Annotated in this window: 13 protein-coding genes; 4 read left to right on the forward strand and 9 right to left on the reverse strand. The window is 59.4% G+C overall.

Annotated elements, in window-relative coordinates:
- Window positions 1–50 precede the first annotated feature (50 nt).
- Window positions 51–380, reverse strand: coding sequence for an energy transducer TonB (locus LAB08_RS29150; protein WP_254007494.1), 330 nt, complete (start codon window positions 378–380; stop codon window positions 51–53).
- Window positions 381–727: 347 nt separating this feature from the next.
- Between LAB08_RS29150 and glpT the strand changes: the two genes are divergently transcribed.
- Complete coding sequence (gene glpT, locus LAB08_RS29155; protein WP_096514294.1) at window positions 728–2077, forward strand: glycerol-3-phosphate transporter; 1350 nt, start codon at window positions 728–730, stop codon at window positions 2075–2077.
- On the opposite strand, the gene LAB08_RS29160 is transcribed toward glpT, so the two are convergent.
- Window positions 2053–2721 (reverse strand): gamma-glutamylcyclotransferase, encoded by a 669-nt coding sequence (locus LAB08_RS29160; RefSeq protein ID WP_096514293.1) that lies wholly within the window; start codon window positions 2719–2721, stop codon window positions 2053–2055. The two genes, glpT and LAB08_RS29160, sit on opposite strands and share 25 nt — an antisense overlap.
- 348 nt (window positions 2722–3069) lie before the next feature.
- Between LAB08_RS29160 and LAB08_RS29165 the strand changes: the two genes are divergently transcribed.
- Window positions 3070–3546 carry a sn-glycerol-3-phosphate transporter gene (locus tag LAB08_RS29165; RefSeq protein ID WP_096514292.1) on the forward strand — a complete coding sequence of 159 codons (477 nt, stop codon included), beginning with the start codon at window positions 3070–3072 and terminating at the stop codon, window positions 3544–3546.
- Between the two features lie 11 nt (window positions 3547–3557).
- Here the strand turns inward: LAB08_RS29165 and LAB08_RS29170 are convergent, their stop codons facing one another.
- The 4 genes from LAB08_RS29170 to trxA all read right to left on the reverse strand — a co-directional run bounded on the left by LAB08_RS29170 (window position 3558) and on the right by trxA (window position 7972).
- Window positions 3558–4526: a CDP-6-deoxy-delta-3,4-glucoseen reductase gene (locus tag LAB08_RS29170; protein ID WP_096514291.1), complete on the reverse strand. Its 969-nt coding sequence runs from the start codon at window positions 4524–4526 to the stop codon at window positions 3558–3560.
- Window positions 4526–5992 (reverse strand): 4-hydroxy-3-polyprenylbenzoate decarboxylase, encoded by a 1467-nt coding sequence (gene ubiD / locus LAB08_RS29175; protein ID WP_096514290.1) that lies wholly within the window; start codon window positions 5990–5992, stop codon window positions 4526–4528. The genes LAB08_RS29170 and ubiD overlap by 1 nt, the downstream gene beginning before the upstream one ends.
- Before the next feature lie 141 nt (window positions 5993–6133).
- On the reverse strand, window positions 6134–7393 hold the full coding sequence (rho, locus tag LAB08_RS29180; RefSeq protein WP_003206716.1) for a transcription termination factor Rho: 1260 nt from the start codon (window positions 7391–7393) through the stop codon (window positions 6134–6136).
- 249 nt (window positions 7394–7642) lie between these two features.
- Window positions 7643–7972 carry a thioredoxin TrxA gene (gene trxA / locus LAB08_RS29185; RefSeq protein ID WP_003206727.1) on the reverse strand — a complete coding sequence of 110 codons (330 nt, stop codon included), beginning with the start codon at window positions 7970–7972 and terminating at the stop codon, window positions 7643–7645.
- A gap of 366 nt (window positions 7973–8338) precedes the next feature.
- On the opposite strand from trxA, the gene ppx reads away from it, so the two are divergent.
- Entirely contained in the window at window positions 8339–9841 is a 1503-nt protein-coding gene (gene ppx, locus LAB08_RS29190; protein ID WP_096514289.1) for an exopolyphosphatase, read from the forward strand.
- Window positions 9842–9977: 136 nt separating this feature from the next.
- Here the strand turns inward: ppx and ppk1 are convergent, their stop codons facing one another.
- Window positions 9978–12200 carry a polyphosphate kinase 1 gene (ppk1, locus tag LAB08_RS29195; protein ID WP_096514288.1) on the reverse strand — a complete coding sequence of 741 codons (2223 nt, stop codon included), beginning with the start codon at window positions 12198–12200 and terminating at the stop codon, window positions 9978–9980.
- A gap of 18 nt (window positions 12201–12218) precedes the next feature.
- Window positions 12219–13232 carry a porphobilinogen synthase gene (gene hemB / locus LAB08_RS29200; RefSeq protein WP_096514287.1) on the reverse strand — a complete coding sequence of 338 codons (1014 nt, stop codon included), beginning with the start codon at window positions 13230–13232 and terminating at the stop codon, window positions 12219–12221.
- Window positions 13233–13439: 207 nt separating this feature from the next.
- Here hemB and LAB08_RS29205 point away from each other — a divergent pair, with 207 nt between their 5' ends.
- Entirely contained in the window at window positions 13440–14072 is a 633-nt protein-coding gene (locus LAB08_RS29205; RefSeq protein WP_096514286.1) for a DedA family protein, read from the forward strand.
- Here LAB08_RS29205 and LAB08_RS29210 read toward each other — a convergent pair.
- Window positions 14053–15288: a sterol desaturase family protein gene (locus LAB08_RS29210; RefSeq protein WP_096514285.1), complete on the reverse strand. Its 1236-nt coding sequence runs from the start codon at window positions 15286–15288 to the stop codon at window positions 14053–14055. The genes LAB08_RS29205 and LAB08_RS29210 overlap by 20 nt on opposite strands.
- Window positions 15289–15352: the final 64 nt, after the last annotated feature.

The raw sequence follows: 15352 nt of genomic DNA on the forward strand, positions 1-15352 counted from the left end.
TCCAGCAGAGGGTCTGGACTTCGATCAACGTTGTCCAGACCTGATCAAAACTAAAGCAACTCGCGAATATCCTTCGGCAAAAACCTCGCATACCTGGAGCCCGGGCTGCTCAGGCAAGGCTTGTCACCTTCGACCGTCCAGGGTTTGAACCGCCACTGAGAGATCACAACCCTGGTCGCCTCGGCCAGACCAGAATGGTCGCTTTGCAAAATGCTCACCTTACTCACCGAACCATCGGCATGCACCGTAAACCCGGCCCGGACATCGCCGATGATCCCGGCCCGTTGCAACGCCAGTGGGTAAACCGGCCTGGGGTTGTGTTCCGGTATCAGGAACACGTCCGCTCTGCTTTCAACAGACAACACCAACAGCAGCACCACACACACCACCCACCGCATAACCCCTCCCTTTCACGCTTGAACTGCCAGATCTGGCAGCAGGACAAAGGGTAAAGATCGAAGGCTTTGGCCTGAAGGCCATGGCTTCCGGTAAAAGTGCAGGACCTTTCCCAAAAACCTGCCCTATTCCGAACGGAACTGCCGCATCAAAGCGGAAGCAGGTAATCCTTCCTACACCGCTCTTCATTTATGTCTGAACGACGTGTTCATAAAGGAACACTCGATTTCCAACATTTCCACTGTTTTGCCGATGAGAACCGATGCTATTTTCGGTAACGAAACTGTAATATTCGCATCCGCAGTCAAAACAAGAAATTTGGAGCTCTTGAATGTTTGCTTTCTTTCGTCCTGCCGCACATCAGGCTCCCTTGCCTGAAGAAAAAATAGACAGCACCTACCGACGCCTGCGCTGGCAGATCTTCGCCGGTATTTTTATCGGTTACGCGGGTTATTACCTGCTGCGCAAAAACTTCTCCCTGGCCATGCCCTACCTGATCGAACAGGGTTACACCCGCGGTGAGCTGGGTGTGGCGCTGTCGGCGATTGCCATCGCCTACGGTCTGTCCAAGTTCTTGATGGGCATTGTGTCCGACCGCTCCAACCCGCGCTTCTTCCTGCCGTTCGGCCTGCTGGTCTCGGCTGCGGTGATGTTCATTTTCGGTTTTGCGCATTGGGCGACGTCCAGCGTGACCATCATGTTCGTGCTGCTGTTCATCAATGGCTGGGCGCAGGGCATGGGCTGGCCGCCGAGTGGACGGACCATGGTGCACTGGTGGTCGCAAAAGGAACGCGGCGGCGTGGTATCGCTGTGGAACGTGGCGCACAACGTCGGCGGCGGCTTGATCGGCCCGCTGTTCCTGATCGGCATGGGTCTGTTCAATGACTGGCACGCGGCGTTCTACGTGCCGGCGTCGGTGGCCCTGGCGGTGGCGGTGTTTGCTTTCGTCGTGATGCGCGATACTCCGCAATCGGTCGGCCTGCCGCCGATCGAGAAGTACAAGAATGACTACCCGGAAGGTTACGACGCCAGCCACGAAGAAGAATTCAGCGCCAAGGAAATCTTCGTCAAGTACGTGTTGCGCAACAAGATGCTCTGGTACATCGCCATGGCCAACGTCTTTGTCTACCTGCTGCGCTATGGCGTGCTGGACTGGGCGCCGACCTATCTCAAGGAAGCCAAGGGCTTCACCGTGGACAAGACGTCCTGGGCCTACTTCTTTTATGAGTGGGCCGGTATTCCGGGCACGCTGTTGTGCGGCTGGATGTCGGACAAAATCTTCCGGGGTAACCGTGGCCTGACCGGTATGGTGTTTATGGCACTGGTGACTGTGGCGACGCTGGTGTACTGGCTCAACCCCGCGGGCAACCCGACCGTCGACATGATCGCGCTGATTTCCATCGGCTTCCTGATCTATGGCCCGGTGATGTTGATCGGCCTGCAAGCGCTGGAACTGGCACCGAAGAAAGCCGCCGGCACGGCTGCGGGCTTTACCGGTCTGTTCGGGTACCTGGGAGGATCGGTCGCGGCCAGTGCAGCGATGGGCTACACCGTGGACCATTTTGGCTGGGACGGTGGCTTCGTCTTGCTGATTGGTGCATGCCTGCTGGCGATGGCGCTCCTTGCACCAACGCTGTGGCACAAGCAAGTCGCCAGTCAGAGCCGCGAAGCACTCGCCTGATCAGACTTTGATTTGCAGCGCTTGAGCCGCGCCTCCAGATTCCGGTCTGGCATGGCGTGGCTGCGCAGGGCGTGGGCGGTCTGCTCGACATAATCGCGAGTGGTGCCGTAACGCCCGCAAGCGTTTTCGAAAACGTGGCTCAGCACATGATCCGGCAAGTTGCCGGCGTAGCTGGGCAAGTGCCGCTCCAGAACAAAACCCAACGCCTGAACCTGATTGCCGTCTTCCAGCCGGCAGTTGAGCCAGTGCGGGCGGTACGACGGGAACGGCATCTCGCGCTTCCATAGCGCATACAACGAAGCCTCCAGTTGTTCTTCCGGCAAGCGATAGGCAAAGCCGCTGCATGAGCCGCCGCGATCCAGACCGAATACCAGCCCTGGCATTTCCGGCGTGCCGCGATGTTCGTGGGACCACAGGTACAGACCGCGATGGTAGCCATGCACCCGCCCGCGAACCCGCTCAACCGCTGTGCACTCAGGGCGCCAGATCAACGAGCCGTACGCGAACAGCCACACCGGCCCACCCTTGTGGCGAGCCATGGTCGATTGCATCGAGCTGAGCAATTGTTCATGTGTGAGCTGTGGCCCCAGATCGAGCCGCGGAGGGTAAGTCAGGTTCAAAAACGAAGATTCAATGGCGCTCATGGCGATAGGGGTTCGACCCTGCAAGCATTACAAAATGTAAGTAACATTTACGTAATAGAACATATAGCAGTAAAGGCAAAACGAAAAGAAATTAAGACCGTGTGACCTTCCGACAGGCACTTCAAACCTGAATGCTGGAAGCGACGCCCATATACCTTAATATCATTCTGTAACTATTTTAAATACCAGAATGAAATATGTATAAGCATTATGCCCGTCTAGGATAAAAGCCACCTATCAGAAACTTCCTACACCACCTACGGATTTTCCGCCTGCCCACTGCATCGGACGTCGCGTATAACAGCCACCCACAGGCGCAAGCCAAACTGCCTTTACAGGGGCTGCACGATGAAAAACCCAGGGATGTACGGGCTGCTGCTCATGCTCTTGACGCCGCTTGCGCTAGCGCAGGACACAACCACCAAGGACACGGGATCGTGGTATCTACAGACCAGTGTCTATACAAAACACTATTCGCCCGACCCTGACCACAACAACAATCAGGATCTTATTGGCCTTGAGCGCGACGAAGCGTCCGGCTGGTTGTTTGGCGCCGCCACTTTTCGCAACTCGTTCAGCCAGCGTTCATATTATGCCTATGCCGGTCAACGCTACGAAAATGCGAACTATCCCGTGTATATCAAACTTACCGGCGGTCTGCTGGAAGGTTACAGCGGCAAGTATCAGGACAAGATCCCATTGAATCGCTTTGGGGTCGCACCGGTGATCATCCCTTCACTCGGCGCACATTACGGACCCTTGGCGGCTGAGCTGGTGCTGCTCGGTTTCAACGCCGCCATGATCACTACCGGTGTTCGTTTCTAACACTTGTTCGCCTACGATCGCGGCGCGTAGGCGAACACATCGGCGCGCATCTGGTGGGCATCCATCCCCGCCTCGACCAGTGCATCCAGCGTGCCGTAGACCATCGCCGGCGAGCCACTGGCATAGACGTGCAGAGCCTTGAGATCGGGAAAGTCTTCGCACACCGCCTCATGCAACATGCCGAAACGGCCCTGCCAGCCGCACTGATCGCTGACGACTTTATGCAGGAAAAGATTGGGCAGTTTCAGCCACTCATCCCAATGTTCGACTTCATAAAAATCTTCAGGTCGACGCACGCCCCAGTACAGATGCACCGGATGCTTGAAACCTTCTGCACGGCAATGCTCGATCAGGCCGTGAATCTGGCCCATGCCGGTGCCCGCGGCAATCAGCACCAGCGGACCGTCCGGCAACTCGGCCAGGTGTGCATCGCCGAATGGCATGTCGATCCGCACCATCGTGTCGCGTTGCAGTTGCTTGATCAGATTTTGTGCACTGGCCTCGCGCGCCAGTACGTGGATTTCCAGATCTCGCCCGCCAGAGGGAGCGGACGCCAGGGAAAAGGACGACTTTTCGCCGTTATCCCGATGGATCATCAAGTACTGGCCAGCGTGGTAACGCGGAGGCTTGCCGGCCGGCGCCCGCAGCCGGACCCGCCAGGTATCACCACCGACCTCGGTGCAACTGGTGACCTGACACGACAGACTGCGCACCGGCAATTCTCCCAGCGCGAGCACGCCATCCCACAGCACGATGCAGTCTTCCAGCGGCTCTGCTATGCAAGTGTAGAACTCGCCATGGTCACGCACACCGCCTTCCTGCTCTACCCGGCCTTCCACCAACAGTGCAGCGCACACATGGCAGTTACCGTTGCGACAGCTTTGCGGGCATTCATAGCCCAGACGCCGTGCGCCATCGAGAATCCGCTCGCCGGGCTGAATCTCCAGCACTGCTCCGGAGGGCTGCAAGGTTACACGCATCAATCTATTCCTAACTGATTCCAGATGGCATCGATCCGCTGGGTCACGGCGTCGTCCTTGACGATCACCCGACCCCATTCCCGCGTGGTTTCGCCTGGCCACTTATGCGTGGCATCCAGGCCCATCTTCGAACCCAGGCCAGACACCGGCGAGGCGAAGTCCAGGTAGTCGATCGGTGTGTTCTCGATCATCACCGTGTCGCGCTTGGGGTCCATGCGCGTGGTGATGGCCCAGATCACGTCGTTCCAGTCCCGTGCGTTGATATCGTCGTCGGTGACGATAACGAACTTGGTGTACATGAACTGTCGCAAAAACGACCAGACACCCAGCATTACCCGCTTGGCATGCCCCGGATACGACTTCTTCATGGTCACGACGGCCATGCGATACGAACAGCCTTCGGGCGGCAGGTAGAAATCGGTGATCTCCGGGAACTGCTTTTGCAGGATCGGCACGAACACTTCGTTCAGCGCCACCCCAAGAATCGCCGGCTCATCCGGCGGACGGCCGGTGTAGGTACTGTGGTAAATCGGTTTGATGCGATGGGTAATACGCTCCACCGTGAACACCGGGAAGCTGTCGACTTCGTTGTAGTAGCCGGTGTGGTCGCCGTACGGCCCCTCATCGGCCATCTCGCCGGGGTGGATCACGCCTTCGAGGATGATCTCGGCGGTGGCCGGCACTTGCAGGTCGTTGCCGCGGCATTTCACCAGTTCGGTACGGTTGCCGCGCAGCAAGCCGGCGAAAGCGTACTCGGAGAGGCTATCCGGCACCGGGGTCACGGCGCCAAGAATGGTCGCAGGGTCGGCGCCCAGCGCAACAGAGACCGGGAACGGCCGGCCGGGATGCTTCTCGCACCACTCGCGGTAATCCAGCGCGCCGCCACGATGACTCAGCCAGCGCATGATGACTTTGTTGCGGCCAATCACTTGCTGACGGTAGATCCCGAGGTTCTGCCGGTCCTTGTTCGGCCCTTTGGTGACGGTCAGGCCCCAGGTGATCAACGGCGCGACATCGCCCGGCCAGCAGGTCTGCACCGGCAACGTTGCGAGGTCGACGTCATCGCCTTCGATGACCACTTCCTGGCAGATCGCGTCTTTGACGACCTTGGGCGCCATCGAGATGATCTTGCGGAAAATCGGCAGCTTGGACCACGCATCTTTCAGGCCCTTCGGCGGCTCGGGCTCCTTGAGGAACGCCAGCAACTTGCCGATCTCGCGCAGCTCGCTGACCGCTTCGGCGCCCATGCCCAACGCGACGCGCTCGGGGGTGCCGAACAGGTTGCCCAGCACGGGAATGTCATAGCCGGTGGGCTTTTCGAAAAGCAGGGCCGGGCCCTTGGCGCGCAAGGTGCGGTCACAGACCTCGGTCATTTCGAGCACTGGGGACACCGGAACCTGGATGCGCTTGAGTTCACCGCGCTTTTCCAGCCCGCTGATAAAGTCGCGCAAGTCGCGATACTGCATGCGTGAGCCTCGTGTTGGCCGTGGCGTTCGGGGGCAGGCAGTTTAGCGCCGAACCCCTCTATTCAGAACCACGAACTGCCGGTTCATCAAAATTCAGATAGCAAAAAGCCGGGTTTCCCCGGCTTTTGCTGGTCTATCGACTTACTTGCGCTTCATCGACAGGAAGAACTCATCGTTGGTCTTGGTCGTTTTCAGCTTGTCGACCAGGAACTCAATGGCAGCCACTTCGTCCATCGGGTGCAGCAGCTTGCGCAGAATCCACATGCGCTGCAACTCGTCATCGGCGGTCAGCAACTCTTCGCGGCGGGTACCGGAACGGTTGATGTTGATGGCCGGGAACACACGCTTCTCGGCGATGCGGCGATCCAGAGGCAGTTCCATGTTGCCGGTGCCTTTGAATTCCTCGTAGATCACTTCGTCCATCTTCGAGCCGGTTTCAACCAGCGCGGTGGCGATGATGGTCAGCGAGCCGCCTTCTTCGATGTTCCGTGCGGCGCCGAAGAAACGCTTCGGTTTCTCCAGGGCGTGGGCATCGACACCACCGGTCAGCACTTTGCCGGAGCTCGGGATCACGGTGTTGTAGGCACGAGCCAGACGGGTGATGGAGTCGAGCAGGATCACCACGTCCTTCTTGTGCTCGACCAGGCGCTTGGCCTTCTCGATCACCATTTCGGCAACCTGCACGTGGCGGGTTGGCGGCTCGTCGAACGTCGAGGCAACCACTTCGCCGCGCACGGTGCGCTGCATTTCGGTTACTTCTTCCGGACGTTCATCGATCAGTAACACGATCAGGTGAACTTCAGGGTTGTTACGCGCGATGTTTGCGGCGATGTTCTGCAGCATGATCGTCTTGCCCGCTTTCGGCGGTGCAACGATCAGACCGCGCTGGCCTTTGCCGATCGGGGCGCACAGGTCGATCACACGACCGGTCAAGTCTTCGGTGGAACCGTTTCCGGCTTCCATCTTCATGCGCACGGTCGGGAACAGCGGGGTCAGGTTCTCGAAGAGAATCTTGTTCTTCGCGTTTTCCGGACGGTCGAAGTTGATCGTGTCGACCTTGAGCAGCGCGAAATAACGCTCGCCTTCCTTTGGAGGGCGGATCTTGCCAACGATGGTGTCACCGGTGCGCAAGTTGAAGCGACGGATCTGGCTCGGCGAGACGTAGATATCGTCCGGGCCGGCGAGATAGGAAGCGTCAGCGGAGCGCAGGAAGCCGAAGCCGTCCTGGAGAATCTCCAGCACGCCATCACCGGAGATTTCCTCGCCGCTTTTCGCGTGCTTCTTGAGCAGGGAGAAAATCACGTCCTGCTTGCGCGAACGGGCCATATTTTCTATGCCCATCTGTTCGGCCAATTCGAGCAGTTCGGTAATCGGCTTTTGCTTGAGTTCAGTCAGATTCATATAGGAATGACGTAATCATTTATGGAGGGGGGAAATTAAGCTTTTGGCTTAATGAGGCCGCGCCGCGGAGAAGGCGACAGGATCGCGTACTTTTATTCGAAAAGGAGAGCGTCGGCGACGGCTAGCAGGGGGCACTGGAGAAACCAGCGCGGGGCCGAATGTAACACCTGAGTTTCGGAGCGTCTAGCCCTCAATAACGAAAAAGGCCCCGCAAATTGCGGGGCCTTTTTTGACAGGCTACAACGACGCTTAGATGTTGGCGTCGAGGAAAGCCGCCAGTTGCGACTTCGACAGTGCGCCGACCTTGGTCGCTTCAACGTTGCCGTTCTTGAACAGCATCAGGGTCGGGATACCACGCACGCCATGCTTGGCCGGGGTTTCCTGGTTCTCGTCGATGTTCAGTTTGGCAACGGTCAGCTTGCCTTTGTAGGTCTCGGCAATTTCGTCCAGAACAGGAGCGATCATTTTGCAAGGGCCGCACCACTCAGCCCAGTAATCGACCAGTACAGCGCCTTCAGCCTTGAGTACGTCGGCCTCGAAGCTAGCGTCGCTAACGTGTTTGATAAGATCGCTGCTCATGGAATTCTCCAGGGTTGTAAGCAAAAAAAACGTGGCCCATCATAACGGCCCTTCCTTCGTTCAGGAAGGTGCAGATGATTGAGTCTCGCTATGGTGTTCCATGAGTTTGGGTATAGCTCATGTCGTATTCCTCAGCACCTGTGAAGCCGTCATCGCGGGCAAGCCTTGCTCCCACAGGTCATGGGGTACGCACTATGCGCGTACGACACAAATCCGTGGGAGCAAGGCTTGCCCGCGATAGGGCCAGCACCAGTACCGCAAATCCGCCCCGCGGTAAAAGATCGCAGCCTCCGGCAGCTCCTGCGCGTTGGCGCCAGCCCTTGATCGTGGCACGATGTCAGGGTTATCGACCGAGACCCCCTGACCATGCCGCAATCCCAAGCCAAGAATCTGTCCCTGATCGCCGCAATCGACCTGGGCTCCAACAGCTTTCACATGGTCGTGGCCAAGGCCCAGAACGGCGAAATCCGTATTCTCGAACGTCTCGGGGAAAAGGTTCAGCTGGCTGCCGGCATCGACGAAGAACGCCACCTCAGCGAAGAATCCATGCAGCGCGGGCTCGATTGCCTGAAGCGCTTCGCCCAACTGATCAACGGTATGCCCCCGGGCGCCGTGCGGATCGTTGGCACCAACGCCCTGCGTGAAGCCCGAAACCGTGCCGAATTCATTCGTCGCGCCGAAGAAATCCTCGGCCATCCTGTGGAGGTCATCTCCGGTCGTGAAGAAGCGCGCCTGATCTACCTCGGCGTGTCCCACACCCTCGCCGACACCCCAGGCAAGCGCCTGGTGGCCGACATCGGCGGCGGCAGTACCGAATTCATCATCGGCCAGCGTTTCGAACCGTTGCTGCGCGAAAGCCTGCAAATGGGTTGCGTGAGCTTCACCCAGCGCTATTTCAAAGATGGCAAGATCACTCCGGCCCGCTACGCCCAGGCGTATACGGCGGCGCGGCTGGAGATCATGAGTATCGAACACGCCCTGCACCGCCTGACCTGGGATGAAGCCATCGGCTCCTCGGGCACCATCCGCGCCATCGGCCTGGCGCTCAAGGCTGGGGGTCACGGCACTGGAGAGGTAAATGCCGAAGGCCTGGCCTGGCTCAAGCGCAAGCTGATCAAGCTCGGCGATGTCGAGAAAATCGACTTCGAAGGTATCAAGCCTGACCGCCGGGCGATTTTCCCGGCCGGCCTGGCCATTCTCGAAGCCATCTTCGACTCCCTCGAACTGCAACGGATGGACCACTGTGAAGGTGCCCTGCGTGAAGGCGTGCTTTATGACCTGCTGGGCCGCCATCACCACGAAGACGTCCGCGAACGCACCCTCACCTCGTTGATGGAGCGCTATCACGTTGACCTGGAACAGGCGGCGCGGGTCGAGCGCAAGGCCCTGCATGCCTTCGACCAGGTGGCCAAGGACTGGGATCTGGAAGACGGCGTCTGGCGCGAATTGCTCGGCTGGGCCGCCAAGGTCCATGAAGTGGGCCTGGACATCGCCCACTATCAATACCACAAGCATGGCGCCTACCTGATCGAACACTCGGACCTGGCCGGCTTCTCCCGCGAGGATCAACTGATGCTCGCGCTGCTGGTGCGTGGCCACCGCCGTAATATCCCCAAGGACAAGTTCGCCGAGTTCGGCGACGACGGCATCAAACTGATTCGCCTGTGCGTGTTGCTGCGCTTTGCGATTCTGTTCCACCACATCCGTGGCACCCAGCAAATGCCCCAGGTGGAACTGAACGCCCATGACAATCACCTGGAAGTGGTGTTCCCGGAAAACTGGCTCGATGAAAACCAGCTGACCCAGGCCGACTTCGCCATCGAGGCGGAATGGCTCACCCGGGTCGACACCGTACTGACCGTGCGCTAAACCCCGTGGGAGCAAGGCTTGCCCGCGATAGCGTCCGTGAGACCGCCATCGCGGGCAAGTCTTGCTGCTACAGCGTGTTGGACGGAAACAAAAATGGCGATCCCCAGGGATCGCCATTTTTTATTGCCCGGCGCTTTTAGCGAACCGCCAGGATCGGACTGCCCAACCGCTCCAGCAATGTCGCCTGGGCACTGCGCGGGTTCTGGTTGCCGGTCGGTGTGTTGCGGATGTAACGACCGTCCGACTGCAGGCTCCAGCTGTGGGTGTTATCGGTGAGATACAACTCCAGCTCTTTCTTGACCCGCATGATCAGCTTCTTGCCTTCCACCGGGAAGCAAGTCTCGACGCGCTTGTCGAGGTTGCGCTCCATCCAGTCGGCACTGGAGAGGAACATCTGTTCTTCACCACCATTGAGGAAGTAGAAGACCCGGGTGTGTTCCAGGAAGCGACCGATGATCGAGCGCACGTGAATGTTGTGGGAAACCCCGGCAATCCCCGGCCGCAGGCAGCACATGCCACGTACCACGAGGTCGATGCGCACACCTGACTGGCTGGCCTTGTACAACGCGCGGATGATCTTCGGATCGGTCAGCGAGTTGAACTTGGCGATGATGTGCGCCGGTTTGCCATCGAGGGCGAACTGGGTTTCGCGGGCAATCATGTCGAGCATGCCCTTCTTCAGGGTGAACGGCGCATGCAGCAGCTTCTTCATGCGCAGCGTCTTGCCCATGCCGATCAACTGGCTGAAGAGTTTGCCGACGTCTTCGCACAAGGCGTCGTCGGACGTCAGCAGGCTGTAGTCGGTGTACAGGCGGGCGTTGCCGGCGTGGTAGTTGCCCGTGCCCAGGTGCGCGTAACGCACGATCTCGCCGGCCTCGCGACGCAGGATCAGCATCATCTTGGCGTGGGTCTTGAAACCGACCACGCCGTAGATCACTACTGCGCCGGCCGCTTGCAGACGGCTGGCCAGTTGCAGGTTGGACTCCTCGTCGAACCGCGCACGCAATTCGATCACCGCAGTGACCTCCTTGCCGTTACGCGCCGCATCCACCAGCGCATCGACGATTTCCGAGTTGGCCCCGGAGCGATACAAGGTCTGGCGCACCGCCAGAACGTGTGGGTCCTTGGCCGCCTGACGCAGCAGGTCGACCACCGGGGTGAACGACTCGAACGGGTGCAGCAGCAGAATGTCCTGCTTGCTGATCACGCTGAAGATGTTCTCGCTGTTCTGCAGCAGTTTCGGAATCTGCGGGGTGAATGGCGTGTATTGCAGCTCGCGCTGGCTGTCGAGGCCAGTGATGCTGAACAGACGCGTCAGGTTCACCGGGCCATTGACCTGATACAGCTCGGTCTCGCTCAGGTTGAATTGCTTGAGCAGGTAATCGGACAGGTGTTTCGGGCAAGTGTCAGCCACTTCCAGGCGCACCGCGTCACCGTAGCGACGGGAGAACAACTCGCCACGCAGGGCACGGGCCAGGTCTTCGACGTCTTCGGAGTCCAGCGCCAGGTCGGCGTTTCGGGTCAGGCGGAACTGATAGCAGCCTTTGACCTTCATGCCCTGGAACAGGTCATCGGCGTGGGCGTGGATCATCGACGACAGGAACACATAGTTGTCGCCAGCGCCGCCAACCTCTTCCGGCACCTTGATGATCCGCGGCAGCAGGCGCGGTGCCGGGATGATCGCCAGACCGGAATCGCGACCGAAGGCGTCGATGCCCTCGAGTTCGACGATGAAGTTCAGGCTCTTGTTCACCAGCAGCGGGAACGGGTGCGTCGGGTCGAGGCCGATCGGGGTGATGATCGGGGCGATTTCGTCGCGGAAATAACGGCGTACCCAGGTCTTGAGCTTGGCCGTCCAGTGGCGACGGCGGATAAAGCGGACCTGATGCTTTTCCAGTTCCGGCAACAGGATATCGTTGAGGATCGCGTACTGGCGGTCGACGTGCCCGTGCACCAGTTCGCTGATGCGGGCCAGTGCCTGGTGCGGTTGCAAGCCATCGGCGCCAGCCTGTTCACGGGCAAAAGTGATTTGTTTCTTGAGACCGGCGACGCGAATCTCGAAGAACTCGTCCAGGTTGCTGGAGAAGATCAGCAGAAACTTCAGCCGCTCCAGCAAGGGATAGGACTCGTCCAGCGCCTGTTCCAGCACGCGGATGTTGAACTGCAGTTGCGAAAGCTCGCGATGGATGTACAGGCTGCTGTCATCCAGGCCGGGTATGGCAATCGCCGGAGCCGCCAGCGCGGGCTCGGTCACCGTCGCGGGTGGAGCGGGCTCCAGCTCCGGTGGGGTTTCGGCAATTTGCTCCACCACAGGTTGAGCATCTTTTACGGCAACTTCAGTGAGTACTTCGGTATTCATCGAATGTTCCTGGGAGGGCTATTTCTGCTCTCGTAACAATTGAGCTGCGCGAACGGCAAAGTACGTCAGGATGCCATCTGCGCCTGCACGTTTAAAAGCGGTCAGGGACTCGAGGATAACCCCTTCGCTCAACCAGCCATTCTGGATCGCTGCCATGTGCATGGCGTATTCGCCGCTGACTTGATAGACAAACGTCGGCACTTTGAATTCTTCTTTGACCCGGCAGAGGATGTCCAGATAGGGCATGCCTGGCTTGACCATGACCATGTCTGCGCCTTCTGACAAGTCAGCCGCCACTTCGTGCAGGGCTTCGTTGCTGTTGGCCGGGTCCATCTGATAGGAGGCCTTGTTGGCCTTGCCCAGGTTCAGCGCCGAACCGACCGCATCGCGGAACGGCCCGTAGTAGGCACTGGCGTACTTCGCCGAGTAGGCCATGATCCGCACGTTGACGTGACCGGCCACTTCGAGGGCTTCGCGGATCGCCTGGATGCGCCCGTCCATCATGTCCGACGGCGCCACGACCTGAGCACCGGCTTCGGCATGGGACAGGGCTTGCTTGACCAGTGCGTCGACGGTGATGTCGTTCTGCACATAGCCTTCTTCGTCGAGAATGCCGTCCTGGCCGTGGGTGGTGAACGGGTCCAGCGCGACGTCGGTGATCACACCCAGCTCCGGGAACTGCGCGCGCAGGGCACGGGTGGCACGCTGGGCGATACCCTCGGGGTTCCAGGCTTCGGCGGCGTCCAGCGACTTGAGGTCCGGCGGCGTCACCGGGAACAGCGCCAGCGCCGGAATGCCCAGCTCGACCCATTTAGCCGCTTCTTCCAGCAACAGATCGATGGTCAGGCGTTCGACGCCAGGCATCGAGGCAACCGCTTCGCGACGGTTTTCACCGTCAAGCACGAACACCGGCAGGATCAGGTCATCGACGGTCAGGACGTTTTCACGGACCAGTCGGCGAGAAAAATCGTCACGACGGTTGCGGCGCAGGCGGGTTGCAGGAAACAAACGGTTGGCGGGGGTAAAGCTCACGACAGACTCCTGAGCCCGCGCAGACGGGCGAGCGTGACAGTTATAAGCGGCCATTATGACGAACAGATGACAGTTGTGTGCAACCTGTGACACGTAGCCGCATTCCATTGTCGTTGTAGGAAATGTTCACGTCGAGACACATTTGGACACTTTCCTGAATGTGTACGAAGGGTTAGGCTGCGCGTTCATTTCGCCAGCACCCAGACAATGCTCCAACAATTTCTGCATGACTTCGGCTACTTTGCCCTGTTTCTCGGCACATTCTTCGAAGGCGAAACCATTCTGGTACTCGCAGGCTTCCTCGCGTTCCGTGGATACATGGACATCAACATGGTGGTGGTCGTGGCCTTCTTCGGCAGCTATGCCGGCGATCAGCTGTGGTACTTCCTGGGACGCAAGCACGGTCGCAAGCTGCTGGCGCGCAAGCCCCGCTGGCAACTGATGGGTGACCGGGCGCTGGAACATATCCGCAAGCACCCGGACATCTGGGTCCTGAGCTTCCGCTTCGTCTACGGCCTGCGTACGGTGATGCCGGTGGCGATCGGCCTGTCGGGCTATCCACCGGGCCGTTATCTGCTGCTCAACGGGATTGGCGCGGCAATATGGGCCGCCGCGCTGGCGGCAGCGGCCTATCACTTCGGCGCGGTGCTGGAAGGCATGCTCGGCAGCATCAAGAAATACGAGCTGTGGGTCCTCGGTGCCCTGCTCGTCCTGGGCCTGGGTTTGTGGCTGCGCCGCCGCTTCAAGAATGCGCGCCTGGCCAAGCAGGTCTACGCCGACGAGCAAGCCTTGAAGGCCGAACAGGCCAATACCGGCGAACCTAAGACGCCAGTCGAGTGAAACGGTTTCTACAGCAGTAGAGACCGATGCCGCTGAGCAGGCTGTAACTGAGCAGGCCGACCCAGCCCACCGCGCTGGCCGGCCAGAGCCCCACCACCGGCGCCAGCCATACCAGCGGCACGTTCGACGCCAGCCGCAGCAGCTCCAGCTTCAACGCCCACGGGCGATTCTCCAGGGCCACGCCCAGCACGAACAATCCCAGTGCCACTGCCCCCCAGCCCAGCACCAGAGCGGGGGTCGACAGACTCGGCTCCAGATTCATCAAGTAGCTGCCCAACGCGATGTAGACGCAGAACTGCAACACCACGTACCACACCTGACGCCCATCCAGTGGCACTTCGAATTTGCGAAACTGACTCAGGTCCGGTTTGCTCATCGGATACTTCGCCGCCACATCCGCCGGCCGCCACCCCGTGCGCATGAACCAGATCCGACACTTGTCCCAGGTGCTTTCGGCACGCCGCGCATCGGCCCATAGCTGCGCGTAAAACTGCACGTTCGCCCATATCGGATTCCAGCTCGCCAGCGGCGTGGTCACACCGAAAATCACGGGTTCGTTGTCGTCCTCCTCCTGGAAGGAGCCGAATAGACGGTCCCAAATAATGAACACCCCACCGTAGTTGCGATCCATGTAGAGAGCGTTCTGCGCATGGTGGGCCCGATGATTGGATGGCGTGACAAAGAACCACTCGAACCATCCGAGTTTGGGAATGTGCCGGGTGTGGACCCAAAACTGGTACAGCAGGTTCAGCGAGGCGACACTGATAAAGACCAGCAGCGGCACGCCGGCCAAGGCCATGGGCAGATAGAAGATCCAGCTCAACAGGAATCCGGTGCTGGTCTGGCGCAGGGCGGTGGAGAGGTTGTAGTCCTCGCTCTGGTGATGCACCGAATGCGCGGCCCAGAGAATGTTGCGCTCGTGGCCCATGCGATGCAGCCAGTAGTAGCAGAAGTCGTAAAAGACGAAGGCGAACACCCAGACCCACACGCTGTCGGCCGAGAGCTCGAACCACGCCAGATGCTTGAGGGCCAATGCATAGGTGACAAACCCCACACCCTTGGTCAGCAGGCCGGTGGTGGTCGACAGCACGCCGGTGCTGATGCTGTTGATCGCGTCCGCCACCCGATAATTGTTGACCCCGCGCCAACGGTCGGCCAGCAGCTCGACGGCAATCAGCACAAAGAAAAACGGCACCGCATACAAAATGAAGTCCATGACGCGCCCTGGTCGGAATCTGTAGCACAGATCCTATGTTTAGCCGCGAATTAACCCTATGGCA

Source organism: Pseudomonas izuensis, assembly GCF_002356535.2.
Classification (GTDB): domain Bacteria; phylum Pseudomonadota; class Gammaproteobacteria; order Pseudomonadales; family Pseudomonadaceae; genus Aquipseudomonas; species Aquipseudomonas izuensis.

Coding starts and splice junctions, on each gene's coding strand:
- glpT (WP_096514294.1), top strand. CDS start 728: ATGTTTGCTTTCTTTCGTCCTGCCGCACATCAGGCTCCCTTGCCTGAA.
- LAB08_RS29160 (WP_096514293.1), bottom strand. CDS start 2,721: ATGAGCGCCATTGAATCTTCGTTTTTGAACCTGACTTACCCTCCGCGG.
- LAB08_RS29165 (WP_096514292.1), top strand. CDS start 3,070: ATGAAAAACCCAGGGATGTACGGGCTGCTGCTCATGCTCTTGACGCCG.
- LAB08_RS29170 (WP_096514291.1), bottom strand. CDS start 4,526: ATGCGTGTAACCTTGCAGCCCTCCGGAGCAGTGCTGGAGATTCAGCCC.
- ubiD (WP_096514290.1), bottom strand. CDS start 5,992: ATGCAGTATCGCGACTTGCGCGACTTTATCAGCGGGCTGGAAAAGCGC.
- rho (WP_003206716.1), bottom strand. CDS start 7,393: ATGAATCTGACTGAACTCAAGCAAAAGCCGATTACCGAACTGCTCGAA.
- trxA (WP_003206727.1), bottom strand. CDS start 7,972: ATGAGCAGCGATCTTATCAAACACGTTAGCGACGCTAGCTTCGAGGCC.
- ppx (WP_096514289.1), top strand. CDS start 8,339: ATGCCGCAATCCCAAGCCAAGAATCTGTCCCTGATCGCCGCAATCGAC.
- ppk1 (WP_096514288.1), bottom strand. CDS start 12,200: ATGAATACCGAAGTACTCACTGAAGTTGCCGTAAAAGATGCTCAACCT.
- LAB08_RS29205 (WP_096514286.1), top strand. CDS start 13,440: ATGCTCCAACAATTTCTGCATGACTTCGGCTACTTTGCCCTGTTTCTC.
- LAB08_RS29210 (WP_096514285.1), bottom strand. CDS start 15,288: ATGGACTTCATTTTGTATGCGGTGCCGTTTTTCTTTGTGCTGATTGCC.